Annotated in this window: 18 protein-coding genes; 7 read left to right on the plus strand and 11 right to left on the minus strand. The window is 62.9% G+C overall.

Annotated features, from left to right (window positions below):
- Nucleotides 1-19: 19 nt before the first annotated feature.
- The 6 genes from ABFD92_15550 to ABFD92_15575 all read right to left on the minus strand — a co-directional run bounded on the left by ABFD92_15550 (nucleotide 20) and on the right by ABFD92_15575 (nucleotide 5,529).
- The gene (locus ABFD92_15550) at nucleotides 20-577 is read right to left on the minus strand and encodes a hypothetical protein (GenBank protein MEN6505952.1); all 558 of its coding nucleotides are present in this window, start codon (nucleotides 575-577) and stop codon (nucleotides 20-22) included.
- A complete protein-coding gene (gene eno, locus ABFD92_15555) occupies nucleotides 549-1,853 on the minus strand; it encodes a phosphopyruvate hydratase (protein ID MEN6505953.1) in 1,305 nt (434 codons plus the stop codon). The genes ABFD92_15550 and eno overlap by 29 nt, the downstream gene beginning before the upstream one ends.
- A gap of 72 nt (nucleotides 1,854-1,925) precedes the next feature.
- Complete coding sequence (locus tag ABFD92_15560) at nucleotides 1,926-2,552, minus strand: SGNH/GDSL hydrolase family protein (protein ID MEN6505954.1); 627 nt, start codon at nucleotides 2,550-2,552, stop codon at nucleotides 1,926-1,928.
- Nucleotides 2,553-2,823: 271 nt separating this feature from the next.
- On the minus strand, nucleotides 2,824-3,462 hold the full coding sequence (locus ABFD92_15565; GenBank protein ID MEN6505955.1) for a thermonuclease family protein: 639 nt from the start codon (nucleotides 3,460-3,462) through the stop codon (nucleotides 2,824-2,826).
- 69 nt (nucleotides 3,463-3,531) lie between these two features.
- A complete protein-coding gene (locus tag ABFD92_15570) occupies nucleotides 3,532-4,773 on the minus strand; it encodes an aspartate kinase (protein ID MEN6505956.1) in 1,242 nt (413 codons plus the stop codon).
- Nucleotides 4,774-4,833: 60 nt separating this feature from the next.
- The gene (locus tag ABFD92_15575) at nucleotides 4,834-5,529 is read right to left on the minus strand and encodes a hypothetical protein (GenBank protein ID MEN6505957.1); all 696 of its coding nucleotides are present in this window, start codon (nucleotides 5,527-5,529) and stop codon (nucleotides 4,834-4,836) included.
- A gap of 543 nt (nucleotides 5,530-6,072) precedes the next feature.
- Here ABFD92_15575 and ABFD92_15580 point away from each other — a divergent pair.
- Entirely contained in the window at nucleotides 6,073-7,650 is a 1,578-nt protein-coding gene (locus ABFD92_15580) for a sulfatase-like hydrolase/transferase (protein MEN6505958.1), read from the plus strand.
- Nucleotides 7,651-7,760: 110 nt separating this feature from the next.
- On the opposite strand, the gene ABFD92_15585 is transcribed toward ABFD92_15580, so the two are convergent.
- The 4 genes from ABFD92_15585 to ABFD92_15600 form a co-directional block, all read right to left on the minus strand.
- Nucleotides 7,761-8,210: a hypothetical protein gene (locus ABFD92_15585; GenBank protein ID MEN6505959.1), complete on the minus strand. Its 450-nt coding sequence runs from the start codon at nucleotides 8,208-8,210 to the stop codon at nucleotides 7,761-7,763.
- Nucleotides 8,211-8,234: 24 nt separating this feature from the next.
- Nucleotides 8,235-9,422 (minus strand): cofactor-independent phosphoglycerate mutase, encoded by a 1,188-nt coding sequence (locus tag ABFD92_15590; protein MEN6505960.1) that lies wholly within the window; start codon nucleotides 9,420-9,422, stop codon nucleotides 8,235-8,237.
- Between the two features lie 134 nt (nucleotides 9,423-9,556).
- Nucleotides 9,557-10,882, minus strand: coding sequence for a homoserine dehydrogenase (locus ABFD92_15595; protein MEN6505961.1), 1,326 nt, complete (start codon nucleotides 10,880-10,882; stop codon nucleotides 9,557-9,559).
- A 55-nt stretch (nucleotides 10,883-10,937) separates the two neighbouring features.
- Nucleotides 10,938-12,323 (minus strand): DUF2723 domain-containing protein, encoded by a 1,386-nt coding sequence (locus tag ABFD92_15600; protein MEN6505962.1) that lies wholly within the window; start codon nucleotides 12,321-12,323, stop codon nucleotides 10,938-10,940.
- Between the two features lie 79 nt (nucleotides 12,324-12,402).
- Here ABFD92_15600 and ABFD92_15605 point away from each other — a divergent pair, with 79 nt between their 5' ends.
- The 6 genes from ABFD92_15605 (at nucleotide 12,403) to ABFD92_15630 (ending at nucleotide 19,699) form a co-directional block, all read left to right on the plus strand.
- Nucleotides 12,403-13,365, plus strand: a complete 963-nt coding sequence (locus ABFD92_15605) for a UbiA prenyltransferase family protein (GenBank protein MEN6505963.1) — start codon at nucleotides 12,403-12,405, stop codon at nucleotides 13,363-13,365.
- A gap of 19 nt (nucleotides 13,366-13,384) precedes the next feature.
- Complete coding sequence (locus ABFD92_15610; GenBank protein ID MEN6505964.1) at nucleotides 13,385-14,422, plus strand: NAD(P)-dependent oxidoreductase; 1,038 nt, start codon at nucleotides 13,385-13,387, stop codon at nucleotides 14,420-14,422.
- Nucleotides 14,423-14,667: 245 nt separating this feature from the next.
- The gene (gyrA, locus tag ABFD92_15615; protein ID MEN6505965.1) at nucleotides 14,668-17,427 is read left to right on the plus strand and encodes a DNA gyrase subunit A; all 2,760 of its coding nucleotides are present in this window, start codon (nucleotides 14,668-14,670) and stop codon (nucleotides 17,425-17,427) included.
- A gap of 264 nt (nucleotides 17,428-17,691) precedes the next feature.
- Nucleotides 17,692-18,564 carry an MTAP family purine nucleoside phosphorylase gene (locus ABFD92_15620; GenBank protein ID MEN6505966.1) on the plus strand — a complete coding sequence of 291 codons (873 nt, stop codon included), beginning with the start codon at nucleotides 17,692-17,694 and terminating at the stop codon, nucleotides 18,562-18,564.
- A complete protein-coding gene (locus ABFD92_15625; GenBank protein ID MEN6505967.1) occupies nucleotides 18,561-19,145 on the plus strand; it encodes a hypothetical protein in 585 nt (194 codons plus the stop codon). Before ABFD92_15620 ends, ABFD92_15625 begins: the two co-directional genes overlap by 4 nt.
- Before the next feature lie 215 nt (nucleotides 19,146-19,360).
- Nucleotides 19,361-19,699: a hypothetical protein gene (locus ABFD92_15630; GenBank protein ID MEN6505968.1), complete on the plus strand. Its 339-nt coding sequence runs from the start codon at nucleotides 19,361-19,363 to the stop codon at nucleotides 19,697-19,699.
- A gap of 69 nt (nucleotides 19,700-19,768) precedes the next feature.
- Here ABFD92_15630 and ABFD92_15635 read toward each other — a convergent pair whose 3' ends face one another.
- On the minus strand, nucleotides 19,769-19,894 hold the full coding sequence (locus tag ABFD92_15635) for a hypothetical protein (GenBank protein ID MEN6505969.1): 126 nt from the start codon (nucleotides 19,892-19,894) through the stop codon (nucleotides 19,769-19,771).
- Nucleotides 19,895-20,021: the final 127 nt, after the last annotated feature.

Raw genomic sequence — 20,021 nt, forward strand, 5'->3', positions numbered from 1 at the left:
GCAACTCACAACTCACAACTTATAGGGTCGTTGTCTGCACGTCGGTGTCTTCCTCTTTCTTCCTGCGACGGGGCAGCGGGGGGGAGAAGAGGCAGCACGCGGTGATCACCGTGCCCAGCGCCAACACAACCAGCCCGCGCCGGGTGGGGGGATTGCTCAACCGCCGGCTGATGTGCAGCAGCCATGGCGGCGGGGGCTGCGGGCGTGGGTGAGGCGTGGGGCGCAGCAGGTCCGGGGGGTCGGCCGGTCCGACGGCGGGCATGACCTCTTCAGCCTCGGGAACGACGGACAATTGATTTTCCGCCAGGCGTTTGGTCAGCACCTCATCGACGGGCAACTGGGCGATGAGCTTGTCGTTGGCGGCGACAAGCACTTCCATATCCTGCACCTGGGCCTTCTTGGTATCCAGCAGGTACTGGTTGTGGTATGCCTGATTGACAATCATCGGCAGCAGTACGGCAGAGCCGAACACTGTCACCGCCGGCACGGTCAGCATGAGAAAGCCGACCATGCGTCCCGACGCATGGAGCACCCGCCGCGCGGGGGGGCTATCGCTTGTTCCAGGTTGCAGCGCCATAGACCGCCTTGTCTTTGAGCGCCTCTTCGATTCGAAGCAGTTGGTTGTACTTGCAGACGCGATCGGTCCGGCAGGCGGACCCGGTCTTGATCTGCCCGGTGTTGCGGGCGACCGTCAAGTCGGCGATGGTCGTATCCTCCGTCTCGCCGCTGCGATGGCTGACGACGGCAGTCCATTGGTTGCTCATCGCCAGGTCGATTGCCGCCAGGGTCTCGGTGAGCGTCCCGATCTGGTTGAGCTTGATCAGGATGCTGTTGCCGCATTTTTCCTTCAGCCCGCGCTGGAGGAACTTGATGTTGGTCACGAACAGGTCGTCGCCGACGAGCTGGATCTTGTCGCCCATCTTGGCCGTCAGCTTCGCCCAGCCGGCCCAGTCGTCTTCGGCCAAGCCGTCCTCGATGCTGCGGATGGGGTACTTCGCGCACCATGACGACCAGATGTCGATCATTTCGTCGCTGGTGGCCACGCGCGACGGGTCGCTCTTGAAGAAGCAGTAGCCGGTCTTGCCGATCTCCTTGGCGGCGTTGGCCATCTCGCTGGCCGCCGGGTCCAGGGCGATCCAGATATCCTTGCCGGGCTTGTAGCCGGCCTTCTCGATGGCCTTGCAGATCAGCTCCGGGGCCTCGTCGTTACGCTTGAGGCTGGGGGCGTAGCCGCCCTCGTCGCCGACGGACGTGTTGTATCCGTTGTCCTTGAGCACTTTCTTGAGGGCGTGGAAGACTTCCGTCCCCATGCGCAGGCCTTCGGAGAAGCTCTTGGCGCCCCAGGGCTGAACCATGAACTCCTGGAAGTCGACCGTGCCGTCGGCGTGCTTTCCGCCGTTGAGGATGTTCATCATCGGCACCGGCAGGGTGACGGCCTTGTCGGAGCCGATGTACTGGAACAGCTCCTTGCCGGCGGCGTTGGCGGCCGCCCGGGCCACGGCCAGCGAAACGCCCAGCAGGGCGTTGGCGCCGAAGTTGCCCTTGGTGGGCGTTCCGTCGGCCTTGATCATCGCATTGTCGATGCCGGCCTGGTCGGTGGCGTCTTTGCCGACGACCAGGGTCTTGAGTTCTTTGTTCACATGGCCGACGGCCTTGAGGACGCCCTTGCCGAGGTAGACCTTCTTGTCGCCGTCGCGCAGCTCGACGGCCTCGTTCTCGCCGGTGCTGGCGCCGCTGGGAACGGCGGCGCGGCCCATGATTCCGCCATCGAGATAGACATCGACCTCGACCGTGGGATTGCCGCGGGAGTCGAGAATCTGTCGCCCAACTATGTTGCTGATCTTTGTAGACATCGACGCTTTCCTTCTTCCTTTATCGGTTCACGATTTCAAAGGCCCTTAGCCATTCACAGGTATCGCAATTTTCTACAGAGCCCCCACCGCCCGCAGCCATGCCTGGGTCATCAGGGCGTTGCCAGCGGGGCTTGGGTGTACACCGTCGCCGGCCCAGAAGGCTGGTTCGCGCTGCGTTGCCGCAGCGGCGAAGAGGCCGTCAAAGGGCACGAAGATCGCGCCAAACTCGCGGGCGAGCTTTCTGGCAGCATTGATCTTGGCATCGAGATCGAGCCGCCATTTCTCGCGGTCGGCAGGGCAGGGCAGCACGAACGGTTCGCACAGGATGAACTTGGCGCTGAGCTTGGCACGCGCGTCGGTCAGGATCGCGCGGTAGTCGACCTCGTACGCCTCTGCCGTGGTGGGGCTGTTGCTGTCAAACGCCCGCCACGTGTCGTTGATGCCGATCAGGATCGAAACCCAGTTGGGTTTCAGGTCGATGCAGTCCGCCTGCCAACGGGCCTTGAGATCGCACGCGCGATTACCACTGATCCCGCGGTTGAGGAACGTGATCTTCCTGGCCGGATAGGCCGCCGAAATCCACGCCGCGCACGCGGCCGCGTATCCGCCGCCGAGATTATTGTCGTCGGTGCGGCTGCGCCCCCAGTCGGTGATGCTGTCGCCCTGGAACAAAACACGATCATTGTCGTTGAAAACCAATGCCACGGCTGAACTCCTTTTCTTGGCGGATATTTTGCACAACCGCGCGACAATAACAAGCCCAAAAAGCTTTGCCACAGAGATCACAGAGGCCACGGAGAAAGAGGATGAAGGTCGCCATGGCGACACCGGTCGCGCGGGTGCCGTGGCGCGCAGGGCCGCAGGCCCGGAGAGCCACGATCCCCGAACTCAAGGCAGAGCGAAATGTCGCAAACTGCGCGTGGTCGTGGCTGTCGGGCCAAAGCCCTCCCGCCACGGCACCCGGCACTTCTTACTGGCTACTATTCTGCCGCAAGTAGTACGGCAGGTCTTCGGGCTTGACCGACTTCCACAGCCCGCGCCCGGCCGAGCGCGCCTGCCGCTGCAGCCGCGCGAACTCGGCTTTGAGGTGGTGGTCGAAACGCGGATCGGCGTAGGCGTAACCTTCCTCCACCAGCACGCGATTGAGCAGCCGCCCATCGGAGAGGTAGATCCACGCCAGCAGGCGGTCGTACTTGTCGCGAGGCTTCTTTGCCGGTTCGAGTTCCAGCCGCACGTACTGCCCCTGGATGAGTCGGCGCGTGAAGGCGGCGGCCTCGGGTCCAAAATGGGTTCCCGGCTTTGCTCCATGGACGATCTCGGGGGTGTCAACGCCCCAGAAACGAATGCGAGTGTGCGTCTGTGAGCGGGGCGGGTCGGGCGCCTCGATGTCGATCGTGTCGCCGTCAACGACTTTCGTGACGCGGAAGCTCTTGCCGCCGTACTGGGCGAAGTCGCCCTCAGGCGCTCTGCCGAAGAATCCCCCGCGGTCGGCGATGGCCAGCGCCGCCGCTATCGCCAGGGCGATCAGCGATGCCGCGGTCAGGCGGATCCGCCGCTGTCGGCGCCATCGCACCGAGACGGGCACCATCGGGTTGGGGAATCGTTTCACGCCGACAGTCTACAGAAAAGCCCAGGGATTGGAATCCCTGGGGCGTTGGGGGTTCATAATCGCGAGCCGCTATTTCTTCCGGGCGCGTTTGGCGGGTTTGCCCAGGTCGAAGGCGTCGTGGACGCTACGGAGGGCGTCGCGGCCTTGCTTCTGGCTGACGATCACCGAGATCTTGATCTCGCTGGTGGTGATGTTGTCGATGTTGATCTTGCCCTTGGCCAGGGCGGCGAACATCCGCTCGGCCACGCCGGTATGCACCCGCATGCCCACGCCGACGGCTGAGACCTTGGCCAGGTCTTTCTCGACGCTGTAGCGGCATTTCATCTTTGCAGCCAGCGCCGAGACCACTTTCTCGGCGTCGGCCAGGTCGCCCAGGTCGACGGTGAAGGAGATGTTGGCGGTGCCGGATTCGTTTTCGGTCTGGATAATGTCGTCGATGACCACTTTGCCCTGGGCCAGGGCGTGGAAGATCTGCGCGGCGCTGCCGGGGCGGTCGGTGACGTCCTTGAGCGACAGGCGGGCGATGTTTTCCTTCAGCGCCACGCCGCTGACGACAATGCGCTCCATGGATTGTGTTTCGGCCACGATCATCGTTCCTTTGCTGGTGTTGAGGCTGCTGCGAACGTGGATGGGCACGTCATATTTCTTGGCGAACTCGACGGCCCGGTTGTGCAAGACGTTGAAACCCTGGCTGGACAGCTCGAGCATTTCGTCGTAGCTGATGCGGTCGATCTTGCGGGCGTTGGGGACGATGCGCGGGTCGGCTGTGTACACGCCATCGACGTCGGTGTAGTTCTCGCAGACTTCGGCCTTGACCGCCGCCGCCACCGCCACCAGCGTGACGTTGCTGCCGCCGCGCCCGAGCGTGGTGACGTGCCCGTCGGCCGTGACGCCCTGGAACCCGGCGATAATCACGATCCTGCCGGCATCGAGCTGCGCGTGGATGCGCTTGGCGTCGATGCGGTGAATGCGGGCCTTGGTGTGCGCCTCGTCGGTGATCATGCCGATCTGCCCGGCCGTGAAGCTGATCGCCGGCGTGCCCATGTGCTCCAGCGCCATGGCCACCAGCGAGATGGTGACCTGCTCGCCGGTGGCGAGCAACTGGTCGCGTTCGCGTTTGGAGGGTTCGTCGCCGCGGCAGACCGCCTTGGCGAGTTCTTCCAGGCGGTCGGTCTCGTGTCCCATCGCCGAGACGACCATGATGACCTGGTAACCCTTCTTCTGCGCGTCGATGGCGCGCTGGGCCGCCGACCGGATCTTCTCCGGCGTGGCCACGCTCGTACCGCCGAATTTCATGACGATGATTGCCATATCAAGGCGGGAATATTAATGCCTTTGAGGCGGCGTGTAAAGAGGTGCCTTCTTTTGCCGTCAGCCCGAGGATATGAGTTTCTGGTCAACGGCGTCTCGTAATGCTTCCGCTGTCCTGAGAAGCGTGTTGGTGTGTTTGACCATGTCGGTTCTGTTGCGAATATTGCGAAGGCGGCCTTGCTGGCCAAAACCGACGATATCCAGTTCATGAATGATCTTGTTCCGAAGATTGAAGATAGCCTGTAAGGCGCTCTTGTCCATTCCAAGGCTTGAGCCTGAAAGACCGAGAGCTTCTGCAATATGGAAAAGCTCTGTAGCCGACTGGAGGCTGCCAGCGGTCAAAGTCTTGATGTATTCTTCAATCACCTGGGTCTGGTGTGAGGGAGCCGCGAGAATCCTTGCCAGGAAGTTCCTCGCGCCGCCAGACTCCAGTAAATCAGAATCATCTCGAATCTGGCGGGCGATGAACGTCTCGAGACCTGCAGCAACATTCGGATAATTCCGTACCAGCGTCGGTAGAGAGTCACGGATAAGTTGCTTGGCCATCGCGTCAACGCCAGCCGCAGCCATCACCAGCATCGCCCTGAGAAGATCCTGTTGTTCGTCAGTTGGTCTGCCAGGGCTCGTTCCCGCATCAAACGCCTTTAGCAGCGCCGATACAGAATCAAATGTTCGCTCGAGGATCAGAGACGCGTTGTTGCATTCCTCGGCGGATACAGGCATGGAGGACAGTATGTGTATAGCCGGCTTGGCCAAATGCTCTTGTCCTTAGGCCTTCTTCCCAACTGGCGGCCCGTATTGTTCCCGGATACGATCTTCGAGCTCACGGCGATTGCGGGGGTCGGATGCTTCGTAAACACAGACCCATAAGTTCTGGTTGGGGCATGCGGGACTCCACTGTGCTTTTCTGGCGACAATCTTAGACTCTCCAACATCAAGCACAGTCCAACTCCCACCAGGAGCAACACATATGACTACATAAAGCGCATTGGAATTATTGAAGGTTTCCTCGGCAAGTCGCGAGCATGCAAAGGCTTGGCCAACAATTTTCACTGGAACGGTTCTAGACATTCTCTCTTCTCCGGGTGTCCCACACCCTCTGACTGGCCAATCCTCTTGAAAGTGGGCGACCATGTCAAGAGTCTTCGTTACGACATTCTATACCTACCCTTCCTCGGCAACTTGGCGGCGCGCCGGGGGCAAACGCCTTACGGCGTCATTACTAGCGATGCGAACGGACTTCTATTGCCCCGCTGCGGCGCAATCTGGTACAAGACACGCTCTGCAGAAAGGACCGCCATGCCCGCTCGACCGAACGTCCTGTTCATCCTGGCCGACCAGCACAACGCCAAGGTCCTCTCGTGCAAGGGCCACCCGCATGCCAAGACGCCGTACCTGGACCGCCTGGCCGCCCAAGGCGTGCGGTTCGACAATGCCATCGTGCAGAACCCCATCTGCACGCCCAGCCGCGTGTGCTATATATCGGGCCAATACGCCCACAACCATGGCTACTACGGCCTGAGCGGGCCAAAGCCCAAGGGGCTGCCGACGATCTTCGGGCACTTCCGCCGCGGCGGTTATCGCACTGCCGCCATCGGCAAGATCCACTGCCCGGAATACTGGGTCGAGGATGACTGCGATGAATTCCACGACACCTGCGACACCAGCGTCGGCGGGCGGAGCAAGGAGTACGCCAAATACCTCGCCGATCGCGGCCTGACCGACAAGGAAGACCACGCGGCGATGCAGGAGTTCGGCGCCCGTGGCCGCCAGACCATCGAGGGCCGTCCCTCCATGGTCAGCTACGAAGACGGCCAGGAGGGCTGGTCGGTCCGCAAGGCGTGCGAGTTCATGGGCAAGGCGACGACCGAGGGAAAGCCGTTCTTCATGCACGTCTCGCTGCCCAAGCCTCACCAGTGCTACACGCCGGCGCGACAGTTCTGGGACCTGTACGACCAGGGCAAGCTCACCCTGCCGCCCAATGCGGATTACGACATGGAAGCGGCCGGCAAGGCCCCGCACCTGGTCGCCTCGGCCAAGCGATACCGCCAGGACCCATGGCAGCTCTTCGAGCCCAAGACGTTCGAGGCCGGGCGGCTGCGCAAGCTGCACGGATACCTGGGCAACGTCAGCCACGTCGACCACGCGGTGGGGGAACTGCTGGACTGGCTCGACAAGAGCGGCCTGGGCGAGGACACCATCGTCGTCTATGCGGCTGACCACGGCGACTACGCCTGCGAGCACGGCCAGCTCGAAAAGGCCCCGGGCATCTGCTCCGATGCCATCACGCGCGTGCCGATGATGTGGCGCTGGCCGGGGCGGTTCAAGACTGCCCACGTCGAGCGCGAGATCGTCGAGACGGTCGACGTTTCCGCAACCCTGTGCAGCCTGGCTGGCCTGGAGCCCTTCGAGACTTCTGACGGCAAAGATATTTCGCCGCTCCTGGCCGGGCAGAGCCGGTCCATGCACCGCGTTGGCGTGACGGAGTTCGCCCTGAGCAAGTCCATCCGCAAGGGCAAGTGGCGGATGGTGTTCTATCCGGAAGGGTTTTTCGATGAGGGATCGGGCGCCAAGATTGGGACAGTCCCAAACAACGGGACAGTCCCCATTTTCGGCGAGCTTTACGACCTCGACGCCGACCCCTGGGAAATGAAGAACCTCTACTTTGCCCCGCAGTGTCGCGACGTCGTGGCCGACATGACCCGCGAGCTGGCCGACTGGCTGGCCTCGACCACGCGAGTGGCCACGGTGCTGCCGATGGCCGTGTGGGACAGCGATCAGGCGACGACGCGCTACCAGAACACCGTCAACGCCGACGGGAAGATCTCGCCCGATCGCGTCGTTGAAGCAAAGAGGAAGTGGCCGAACTACATTTGACGCGCGACTGGTCTGCCGCATGTGGAGTGCGGCAGCCATAGCTGCCGCTTTAAGAGTTTCTGGGCCCCAACAACGTCCAAAGCGGCAGCTAAGGCTTCCTCGCTCCAAGACTACTGCCGCAGCAGGCGGTCTTCAATGGCGAAGGCAATAAACTTTGCGGCCGTCTCCAGCAGGAGGCATTCCTCCTGGAGGAAGGGGCCGTTGAATTGTTCGGGGCGCTGGGCGAGATAGAAGACCTCGATGCTGCCGCCCTTGCGGCCTTCGATCATCAGATCGGCCGAGATCGACCAGGGGGTTTCCTGGAAACGCGGGGTCCGCAGGTCCAGGGTATCGAGTCGGAGGCGCGAGCAGGTGATCTCTGAATATAACCATGCCTTGGGCAGGGCATCGACGACGGCCTGGAGGAACTCCTCCATTGGCAGATCTTTCTGCGATATGATGCGGGCGATAGCGTGCAGGCAATTGAGCTCCTTGACGCGTTCGCGGAGGATCAACTCTGCTCGCGCCTGTCCCATCGTCCGATCATCGTGGGCCGGGTTATCTCGCATTGCATGTGCCATTGGAGGCGCTTCTTAAACGACATCTTATCGCACCGTCAGGAAAAACTCCATTAAGTCGCACCCGCGCGGGATGAACAAGTCGGAGGCCTGGGCGGCGGTTTCGGTGAACGAGGCGCCTCGGACGGCGTCGATGCCCAACCCGGCCATCGTGAAGGGAACCGGGTCGGCGGTATGCGTTCGGATGGTGCAGGGAGTGGGGTGGTCCGGCAGGACGAGCACGCGCCAGGGCGTCTCTTGTCCGCGGAGGTGTTCGACCACGCGACCGATGATGTGGTGGTCGATCTGCTCCAGGGCGTGGACCTTGGCCTTGGGGTCGCCCTGGTGTCCGGCTTCGTCGGGGGCCTCAATGTGTACGCACACCAGATCGTGATCGGCCAGCGCCGCCACGGCGGCGGACCCCTTGCCGGCGTAGTCGGTGTCGAGATAGCCGGTGGCGCCTTTGACGTTGACGCAGTCCCAGCCGATCAGTTTGGCCAGTCCGCGGACGAGGTCGACTGCCGCCACGGCGGCGCCGCTGAGCCCGAATCGCTGGCGGAACGGCGGCAACGAGGGCATTTTGCCCTGCCCCCACAGCCAGATGCTGGTGGCGGGGTTCTCGCGCAGATCCGCGCGCACGTCGTTGATCTCATGATTGGCCAGCAACTCGCGGCTGGCCTTGATCAGGCGCACCAGATTCTTGGCGCCCTTTCCTTTGGGCAGATAGTCGTCGGCGCGCTGGCCCAGGATGTCGTGCGGGGCGGTGGTGTGTACGGCCAGCTCGCCGCCCAGCACCAGCAGGTGGCGATAGCTGACGCCGGCGTGGAACGCGGCTGCTTCGCTGCCCAGACGCTCGTCGAGCTGGGCGATGATCTCCGAGGCTTCCTCGGTCGAGATGTGCCCGGCCGAATGGTCTACCATGATGCCGTCGATGATCGTGACGAGGTTGCACCGCAGGATCCACTGGTCGGGCCCGACGCTCAGGCCGCGAGCGGCCGCCTCGATGGGCGCCCGCCCGGTGTGATATTCGGCGGGGTTGTATCCCAGTACCGACATGGTGGCCACGTCCGATCCGGGCTCCATGCCTTCGGGCACATTGGCCACCAGGCCGCACTTGCCATGGCGGGCGATCCAGGCAACATTGGGCATGGATGCAGCCTCGAGTGGCGTGCGTCCGCCCAAGTCGTCCTGCGGCACGTCGGCCGCTCCGTCGGGAATAATGATGACGTATTTCATAAAGCAAAACAGTAATCAGGGAGCAGTAATCAGTAACCAGTAATCAGTAATCAGTAACCAGTAACCACTAACGGCTTATTACCGATTACCGATTACCGATTACTGATTACTGATTACCGATTACTGATTACCGATCACAGTTCTTCCGGATGTTCGTCCACAATCCCAATGCAGACGCTGCGGGCCTTGACCACGGGCAGGGCGTCGATCTGGGCCAGTGCTTTGCGCACGGCGCCTTCCTGCGCCCGGTGCGTGGTGATGACCAGGGGCACCGAGCCGTTGGCGATCTGGGCCTGCTCGTGCTGGAGCACCGAGAGAATGCTGATGCCGTGATTGCCCAGGATGGCGGCCACCATCGCCAGCACGCCGGGCTGGTCGGCCACCGCCATGCGCAGGTAGTAGCGGCTGCGGATGGCCTCGAGCGGCAGTTGGCGTCCTGCCTCGGCGAGGTCCGGCATGAGCGTCAGGCTGGCGAAGGCCCGCGGCGCCGTGCCCATCGCCACGTCGGCCAGATCGGCCAGCACCGCCGAGGCCGTCGGCATCCCGCCGGCGCCGCGCCCGTAGTACATCGTATGGCCGGTGGCGTGTCCGTATACGCTGATGGCGTTGAAGGGGCCCGACACCCACGCCAGCGGATGCTCCACCGAGATAAACGCCGGTCTCACGCGGAGACTGACGCCGTCGCTCTGGCGCTGGGCGATGGCCAGGAGTTTGACGACGTAGCCCAGCTCGCGCCCGTAGTTCAGGTCGGTCGCGTCGAGTTGGTCGATGCCCTCGACCGGGATCGAGGCCAGATCAATGTGCCATCCCAGGGCCAGCCCGGCCAGGATCGCCAGCTTGTGGGCCGAGTCGTAGCCCTCGACGTCGAGGGAGGGGTCGGCCTCGGCCAGCCCCTTCGCCTGCGCCACCGCCAGGGCCTGTGCGTACGTCTGCCCCTGGCTCATGGCGGTCAGGATGTAGTTGCAGGTTCCGTTGACGATGCCGTACAGGGCGTCGATGCGGTTGGCGAGCAGCCCGCCGCACAGGGCGCGGATGATCGGGATTCCACCGCCGCAACTGCCTTCGAACGCGATGCACACGTTGTTCTTGCGGGCCAGGGCGCACAGCTCCGGACCGTCGTGGGCCAGCAGCGCCTTGTTGGCCGTCACCACGTGCTTGCCCGCCGACAAGGCGCTGACGATCACGTTCTTGGCGATGGTCAGGCCGCCGATCAACTCGACCACGGCGCCCACCGATGGATCGGCCAGCACGGCGGAAAAATCCCGGCAGAACAATCGTTCGTCCAGCCCCTGCCGTCGCGCGTTGGTGAAGTCGACATCGACCAGATACCGCAGTTCCAGGCGGGGCGACATCTTGGCGCCCAGAATGTCCGCATCGCGCGTCAGCAACACCCCGGCCGCTCCGCCGACTGTCCCGCAGCCGACAATGGCTACGCCTAGTTTTGCATCGCTCTGAATCATGTGCGTATTCCAGCTTCCTTCGAAGCGAGCATCGTAAATGTTGCCGCGGCGAATATCAAGATGGCGGCGAAGACGACGTCCCCGGCGGCGGTATGATGATGACCTCAGGCCCCAGACCCTCCAGCCGCTGGATCAGCAGCAGGGCGTAAACGCTCGTCGAATCAGGCCGCAGCACGGTCCCGGGCGCTGCCTGGCTCAGCGTCTTGCGGGCATACTCCTGGGCCGAACGCTCGTCCTGCTTCCAGGGCGTCAGCCAATATCGCACCTCATCGCGGGGCAGCTTGTTGGTGCGCATGGCTTCGACCATTTTCTGCGGCACCAGCGAAGGTCCTATCGCGTACAGCAGCGGATCCAACGCGACGCCCAGCCAGCAAAGCGAGATCGTCGCGGCGCGCCATCGCACACCCCATGAGGCCACCTCGGCCAATCCCACCGCCGCCGCGACCGCCAGCATCACCATCGTCGGCAGGATGAACGTGAACTGGTCGGGCACCGGGTAGCGCACGAAGAAGAGAATGTGCAAGGCGCTGATGGCCCAGATCGCCCCGGCCGCCGCGCCGCCCACGTGCCGGCGCAGGCGGATCCACCCCACAATCGCCAGCGGCAGCAGCAGATTGCATAAACTCAACGCCGACAGCGCCGCATTGGCCTTGAGATACTTGCTCGCGTCGGTGAGGTTGAGAACCTTGCCGCTGAAGTCGCCCACCAGCGCCGACGTCACCGCGCCCCAGACGCTGCCCGTCCGCAAGGTCAACTCGATGACCAGATAGATCAGCAGGCCCGCCCCCGCAAGCCAGGCCGCCGCGGCAGCAAGCAGCCAGCCTGCGCGCAGCCGCCCCTTGGCTATGAGCCAGATCACCACCGTCAGGTACACAGGCAGCGGTAGCAGCGCGAAATTGTGTACGCACAGCCCCAGGCCATTGACCGCCGCCAGGGCGATGAGCACCCACGCGCGCGGCTGGTGAATCAGCATGATCAGGAGGCACAACTCGCCGGTCAGGCCGGCGACGGACCAGGTATAAACCTCGGCGGCTGTCGAGAGCCACCAGAAGGCGTGGCTGACGCCCAACATGGCCGCGACCGTCAGGCCGATCCATCGCCGGCGGGACAGCCAGGTGGTCAGGACCGCCAGGTTCGCCAGGGCTACCGCTCCGCCCAGGCCGCTGAAGGCATTGAGCAGCCACGGAAAATGTCGCAAACTAATCAGAGAAAGCGCGTGTCCCGCGACGATATAGAGAGGGTGGGCCCGGGCCAGACCCATGGTACCGGCCAGGTCGTTGTTCAGGGCTCGCCACTGGAACTCGCCGCTGTCTTGCCAACTGACGGCCTGTTGGGCAGTCAGAGCGTACAAGATGCAGAAGGCCGCCAGTACGCCCAGCCATCCGCCGGCGCCCAGGCGGGGCGCGGCGGGCGGAGCATTGGGAATCGCCGCAGAGGTCATGCGGAACAGTCTACAACCGCCGGATGGTTTCTGAAATAGCCAAACACCGGAGCCGACATTGCCCGAGCATGAACAGTCCTTGCAGAACCCTCCGCCTCTGACGGCCGGGGCGGTGCTGTCTGCCCTGCGCCCCAAGCACTGGCTCAAGAACGCCTTCGTCCTGGCGCCGCTGATCTTCGCCGGCAAGTTCACATCCGCGTATGCGTGGGGGCAGTGCCTGATCGCCGTGGCGGCGTTCTGCCTGCTGTCCAGCTCGGTGTACCTGTTCAACGACATCCTCGACCGCGACCTCGACCGCAAGCACAAAGACAAGTGCCGCCGCCCGATCGCCTCGGGGCAGCTTCATGTGGGTGGTGCAATCGTCCTGTCGCTGTTCCTTGCCCTGATGGGCTTGGCGGTGGCGACGCTGCCTGGCGGCCCGGCCCAGCCTGCCTGGGCCCGCGCGACGCTGATCGTCTCGGCCGTGGCGTACCTGGTGCTCAACGTGCTGTACTCGACGTGGCTCAAGTCGCATTCGATCATCGACGTGATCGCCATCGCCCTGGGGTTCGTCCTGCGGGCCACCGCCGGCGCCGGCGCCATCGCCGTTGCGATCAGCCCGTGGCTGGTCATCTGCACGTTCATGCTGTGCTTCTTTTTGGCCGTTTCGAAACGGCGCGTCGAGTACCTCGTCTATGCCGACGAGTTGGACTCGCCCAGCCGCCCATCGCTGAAGCGATACAGCATCGAGGAGCTCGACCGCCTGCTGATGGTCTCGGCCACGATGGCCATCATGACGTACAGCCTGTACTGCCTGGCCCCGCGGACGGTCAGCCACATCGGCTCGGGGCACATGATCTGGACCATCCCGGTCGCGCTCTACGGCGTGTTGCGGTACGACCGCGTCAGCCGCCGCCTGCTCAAGGGCGACATCGTCGACGTGCTCCTGGCCGATCGCGTCATGTGGCTGGTGCTGGCGATCTTCGTGATTCTGGCGGGCCTGGTGGTCCTGTTTGGGCGCACGCCCGGCGTTGCTGAAATTCTGGACATCGGGCGCGCCTGAAGCGCCACGGAGGCTTGACGTGAAGTTCTTAGTGACCGGCGGAGCGGGATTTCTGGGCATCAATCTCGTGCGCTATCTGCTGGCGCGCGGGCAGGATGTGGCTTCGCTGGACTTCGCCGAGTTCGACTACGACGACTGCCGTGACAAGGTGCAGGTCGTTCGCGGCGACATCCGCGACGCCGCCGCCGTCGCCGCGGCGGTAAAGGGCGCCGATGTCGTCGTACACTGCGCCGCCGCCTTGCCGCTTTACTCCAGGCAGGACATCGTATCGACTGACATCGACGGAACGCGCAACGTACTGACAGCCGCCGAAGCGGCGGGGGCGCAGCGGGTGGTCCACGTCTCATCGACGGCCGTCTACGGCGTGCCGGACCATCATCCTTTATATGAGAACGACCGCTTGCACGGCGTGGGGCCTTACGGCGAGGCGAAGATTGCGGCCGAGGAAGTCTGCATCGAGTTCCGCCGCAAGGGGATGTGCGTGCCGATCCTGCGTCCCAAGTCGTTCGTCGGTCCCGAGCGCCTGGGCGTCTTCGCGATGTTTTATGAATGGGCCCGCACGGGGCACGGGTTCCCGATTATCGGCAGCGGCAAGAACCGCTACCAACTGCTGGACGTCGAGGATTTGTGCGAGGCGATCTGGCGGGTCTCGACCATGGACCGCGACGCCGTCAACGACGTCTTCAACATCGGCGCCGCCGAGTACGCCACCTTCAAGCAGGACTTCCAGGCCGTCCTCGATCACGCGGGGTTCGGCAAGAAGATCCGCTCGCTGCCCGCACGGCCGGTGATATGGACGCTCAAACTGCTCGAGGCCCTGAAGCTTTCGCCGCTGTACAAATGGGTGTACGAGACGGCAGGGCAGGAATCGTTCGTCTCGATCGAAAAAGCGCAGAAGGTGCTGGAGTTTACCCCGCGATACTCCAACCGGCAGGCGTTGATCCGCAATTACGACTGGTACATCGCCAACCTGCACAAGTTCCAGTCGCAAAAAGGCGTCTCCCACCGCGTGCCGTGGAGCCAAGGCATCCTGAAACTGGCCAAGTGGTTCTTCTAGGCGATAGAGAAACAACCGACGACGAGGACGAGGACGACGACGAGGACGAGGAGTCCCTGCTCGCCAGGCCTCATGGCGACCCCGATAAAACCGGTGTCGCCATGCCACCCACCCATCCATCCAAGCATCCATCCATCCATCCATCCATCCAATCTTCATTCTTCCACCTTCCATTCTTCCATTTCGCCCCCGTTTCGTGCATAATGAACCTTTGGGTGAGACCTGATTTCTAGGGAGTTCAGACCGTGGCTGACAAGGATGTTGAAAGACCTGATTCGGACGATCAGGACGCGAACGAGCAGGATGCGACCCCTCCGGCCGACGCCGACGCCGGCGCCGGCGAAGAAATACTGGGCGTGCAGCCTCGCGTGCCGCGACCGGCCGTCATGTTCGCAAATGAGCGCATCGACGATCTTCCCATCGAAGACGAGATGCGAGACAGCTATCTGACGTACGCCGTCAGCACCATCGTCGACCGGGCGCTGCCCGACGTGCGCGACGGGCTCAAGCCCTCGCAGCGCCGCGTGCTGGTGGCGATGCACGACCTGAACCTCGGTCCGCGCAGCAAGCACCGCAAATGCGCCAAGATCGCCGGCGACACCTCCGGCAACTACCATCCCCACGGCGAAGGCGTCGTCTACCCCACCCTGGTCCGCATGGGCCAGAGCTGGAACATGCGATACCCGCTCATCGACCCGCAGGGCAACTTCGGCTCGATCGACGGCGACCCGCCGGCCGCCATGCGATATACCGAGGCCCGCACGACGGCCGTGGCGACCGAGATGATGCTCGACATCGAGTACGACACCGTCGACGTGCAGCGCAACTACGACGACACGCGCAACGAGCCGATCGTGCTGCCCAGCAAGTTTCCCAACCTGCTGGTCAACGGCAGCCAGGGCATCGCCGTGGGCATGGCCACGAGCATTCCCCCGCATAACCTGCGGGAGGTCTGCGACGCCCTGGTGCATCTGCTCGAACATCCCGATGCGACGGTCCAGGACCTCATGCAGCACGTCAAAGGCCCCGACTTCCCCACCGGCGGAATGATCTGCGGGCGGCGGGGCATTGTCGAAGGCTACACCACCGGCCGATCGAGAATCACCGTCCGCGGGCGCATGCACGCCGAGCAGACCCGCGGCGGAAAGACGCAACTGGTCATCACCGAGATTCCCTACCAGGTGCTCAAGACGACGATCATCGAGCGCGTGGCCGACGTGGTGAAGGAAGGGCGCATCCCCGACATCGTCGATATTCAGGACCACAGCGACCGCACCGGCATGCGGATCATCATCGAGCTCAAGAAGGGCGCCGAAACGCAGGTCGTCGTCAACCAGCTCTACCAGTACACCCCGCTGCAGTCGACCTTCAGCATCATCAACATCGCCCTGGTCAATCGCCTGCAGCACCGCACGCTGACCCTCAAGGACATGCTCGGGCAGTTCCTGCTCCACCGCCGCGAGGTCATCACCCGCCGCACGCGCTTCCTCCTGCGACGCGCCCGCCAGAGAGCCCACATCCTCGAAGGCCTCATCCTGGCCGTGGCCGACATCGACCGCATCATCGAGCTGATCAAGACCTCGCCCGACGTGCCGGCCGCCAAGACCGGCCTGATGGCCCTGGACCTGCGCCTGACGGAAGAAGCCACCGTGCGGCAACTGCTGCCCGAGAGCTTCGTCAGCGTCGCCGGCGAGCAGGACCAGCACCTTACCGGCGTGCAGGCCGACGCCATCCTGTCGATGCAGCTCCAGCGCCTCACCGGCTTGGAGATCGAAAAACTTGCCGCCAACTACAGCGAAATGGTTGAGGAGATCGAGGGCTACGAGCGTCTGCTGGCCGACGACGCGATGCTGGTCGACGTGATCCGTGAAGACATCTATGAGATGAAGGAACGCTACGGCGACGACCGCCGCACCGAGATCGTCGGCGACGTCGAGGACATCGACATCGAGGACCTCATCGCCGAGGAAGACGTCGTCGTCACCGTCACGCACGACGGATACATCAAACGCCTGCCCGTCACGACCTACCGCCGCCAGGGACGCGGCGGCAAGGGCGTCATGGGCTCCGACGCCAAGGAAGGCGACTTCATCCAGCAGCTCTTCATCGCCAGCACGCACGATTATCTGCTGATCATCCTCAACGACGGCCGCATGCACTGGCTCAAGGTCTACGACATCCCGTCGATGGCCCGCACCAGCCGCGGCCGCGCCATCGTCAACCTGCTGGAAATGCAGGCCAACGAGAGCATCTGCGCCGTCGTGGCCGTGCGCGACTTCGAGGAGGACAAGTTCCTCGTCACCGCCACGCGGCACGGCGAGATCAAGAAGACCTCGCTCAAGGCCTACGCCAACCCGCGAAAGGGCGGCATCGTCGCCACCGGGCTGCAGGACGATGACCGCGTGATCGGCGCCGCCATCACCCACGGCGGCAATGAGATCGTGCTCGGCACCGCCGACGGGCAGGCCATCCGCTTTAACGAAGACGACGTGCGCCCCATGGGCCGAACCGCCGCCGGCGTGCGCGGCATCAAGCTGCGAGACGACGACCACGTGGTGGATATGGCCGTCGTCGAGCCGACCGCCTCGCTGCTGACGGTGTGCGAGAACGGCTACGGCAAGCGCACGGACTTTGATGAGTATCGCATCCAGGGCCGCGGCGGCAGCGGGATCATCAATATCAAGACCACCGACCGCAACGGCAAGGTCGTGGCGATGAAGTCCATCCGCGACAACGATGAGCTGATGCTCATCACCTCCGGCGGCATGATCGTCCGGACGGCAGTGAGCGAACTGCGGTCTATCGGCCGGGCCACCCAGGGCGTGCGCGTCATCGCCCTCAAGGCGGGCGAAAAGCTCGTCTCGGTCGCACAGGTCGTCGGCGAAGACTCGGCCCAGGGCGAACTGCCCCTCGACGCCGGCGAAGGCGAGCAGGCCCAACTGCCTTTGGGCGCGGCAGAAGATGACATTCTGCCCACCGAGCCGCCGGCGGAAGAAGAGCAGTAGCACGGGCATCTTGCCCGTGGCCGAAGAAAAGATTTGCCATAAAGATCACAAAGAACACAAAGGAAGGTAATCAGTAAGCAGTAATCGGTAAGCGGAAGTCCGTTTTGTTTCACCGATTACTTATGACCGATTACTCTCCTCTTTCTGTTCTTCGTGTTCTTTGTGATCTTTGTGGCGAGGTTGTTATCTTCAATTCGGATTTGCCGTCTATTTCGGTTTTCGAGATTCGAATTTCGGATTTGGTTTTCGCGAAAGGAGTCATTCATGGCCGCGACACTGGCGTGCATTGCAGGCGAAGAGGTCTACCGGCAGTGGCAGGCCGGCCATATTGCAGGCACTCAGCTCGGCCCGCGAAAGACCCCCTTCGGCAACAGCGGCGAGATCTTCCTGGTCGCGGCCGAGGGCACCGAGTTCTACCTGCTGCCGCGGTACGGCGCGGGCATGGACAAGACCGCCCCCTGCAAGATCAATAGCCGCGCCAACATGTACGCCCTGAAAGACCTGGGCGTCAACCGCGTGGTGGCCTGGGGGCCCGGCGGCACCATCACCCACAACATCGCCGTGGGCGACCTGGTGATCCTGACCGACCTGCTCGACCTGACGCACCGCCGAGAGGCGACCTTCTTTGAAGACAGCCCCCTGGGCTTCCTGCGACAGTTCCCCGTCTTCTGCCCCTCGCTGCGAAAAGCCGCCGGCGAGGCCCTGCACGCCATGCGCCTGGTCTTCCACGGTTCGGGCACAGCCGCCGTCTCCGAAGGCCCGCGACTCGAAACCCCCGCCGAGATCCGCATGCTCTCAGCCCTGGGCGCCGAGGTGGCTACCCACACCTTCGTGCCGGAAGTCTTCCTGGCCAAGGAACTGCAGATGTGCTACGCGGCCGTCTGCTACGTCGTCAACTACGCCGAAGGCGGCCTGCGCCACAAACCCTTCGCCCCCGGCACGCTCTTCGGCGGCCTGTCGAGCGAATCCGACCACGACCGTGTAGCCGGCGCCGTCAGCGCGATGACACAGACGATGGTCCGAATCGCTCATGCCGTAGATAAATCCCCGCCCGACTGCACCTGCGAAAAAACCATGCAGCACAACATCGAAGCCTACGGCCTCGACGCCGACTGGCACACGTGGTTTGGGAAATGAAAAGGCGGATCATTATCTCATTGCCTGCTGTTGCAGGCCTTTTGTTGCTGCTGGCGGCAATTGTGTGCGAGTTAGCGTCGTGCCACTACGCCGACGATTCGGGGTGGCATTTTCAGAACCCCCTGAAATTCAACTTGTATTTCTTTGGCGGAATCGTTTCTGCAGCCGGACTGGTGATAGTATCCCTGGCCTGGCCCGGCGACGGTGAGGCGGGTGCGCAGATTATCACAATGGCCCGCTGGGTTACCGCAATAAGCTGGGTCTCAAGCAACGTGTTCGTATACCACTTCTTCGCAGGCTCTGGCGATGGCGCCAGCCGCGGGATCGGGATGGCAGTCTGGCTGTTTGCCTGGCTGCCTGTTTCGTCTGCCGCAATGGCGCCTGCCTTTGCGCTCTTTAGCAGCATGAGCCGCCAGAGGCGTCGCTGGAAGACCACCTTGGTCGTCGCTGCACCGCTGGCGCTTCTGGTGCTGGGTATGGCCGTATCAAGCGAATTGACGGACGTTGCGATGTTTCCCATCACGTTCGTTCCGGTGATCGCAGCGAGCTTTCGAGTCGGTTCCTACGCCGCCGAGAAATAGCTGGGTGCCACGCACAACTCTGTTGTGCGTGCCGATGTGCTTGGTGCGAGTGATGCTGTTGAATGGGAAAAGCAGAAATGAGGATCATAGCGTCAAGCATGTTGCTCTGTCTCGTGGGGCTGGCTGGGTGCAGCAAGAATCAATCCGGGACCGCTCTAGTCGTGGACACTGCTTCCCGACCAAGTATCCCGACATCAAACCCGGCGATTCCTCGTGTGGGTATCGGTGCAACAGGCGATGGAGCCGCGCGCGTCTTCTACTCCGGGCCCGGTCGAATTCGTTACTCATGGTCAAATGAGGCCTTTGCCTTTACGGTGAACGACGGGGGCAAGACGCTGGTAGAAGGCAAAGGTTCTCTCACCCCTGGCGAGTCAAAGACTCTGATCGAAATCGCTGCACAGAGCAGTTGTGATTGGGAGATTGAACTGCTGGGCTTTGCGCCCGATGCCGTCGAACGGCCACAAGAGCAATGCAATGAAGTTGTAAGAATTGAGCCAGGCAAGCGCCAGCTTAGCTTTGAACGCGTTCAGCAGTGGGACTACGACTGCAAGTGACAGGGGGTGGGAGTCGGGGACACGCACAACGGAGTTGTGCGTGGCACCCGGCGCGAGGGAGACTGCAACTTAGTCCATGAACAGCTCCGGGCGGACCTTGAAGCGTTGGGCCAGTTTCAGCAGATGATCGACGGTCAGGGATCGCTCGCCTTTGAGAATCTTTGAGCCCATGCTGGAATGAACGCCCAGCAGCAGGGCTAGAGCAAGTCACGAACACATCTAGCGCCCTCTGAAGAAGTTGTGTATGCTTGGGTCAAGCATGGAGGCTTGAAATGAAAGCATACTCAATGGATTTACGTAAGCGTGTGTTGGCAATGTGCGA

The organism is Planctomycetaceae bacterium (assembly GCA_039680605.1).
Lineage (GTDB): Bacteria > Planctomycetota > Phycisphaerae > SM23-33 > SM23-33 > JAJFUU01.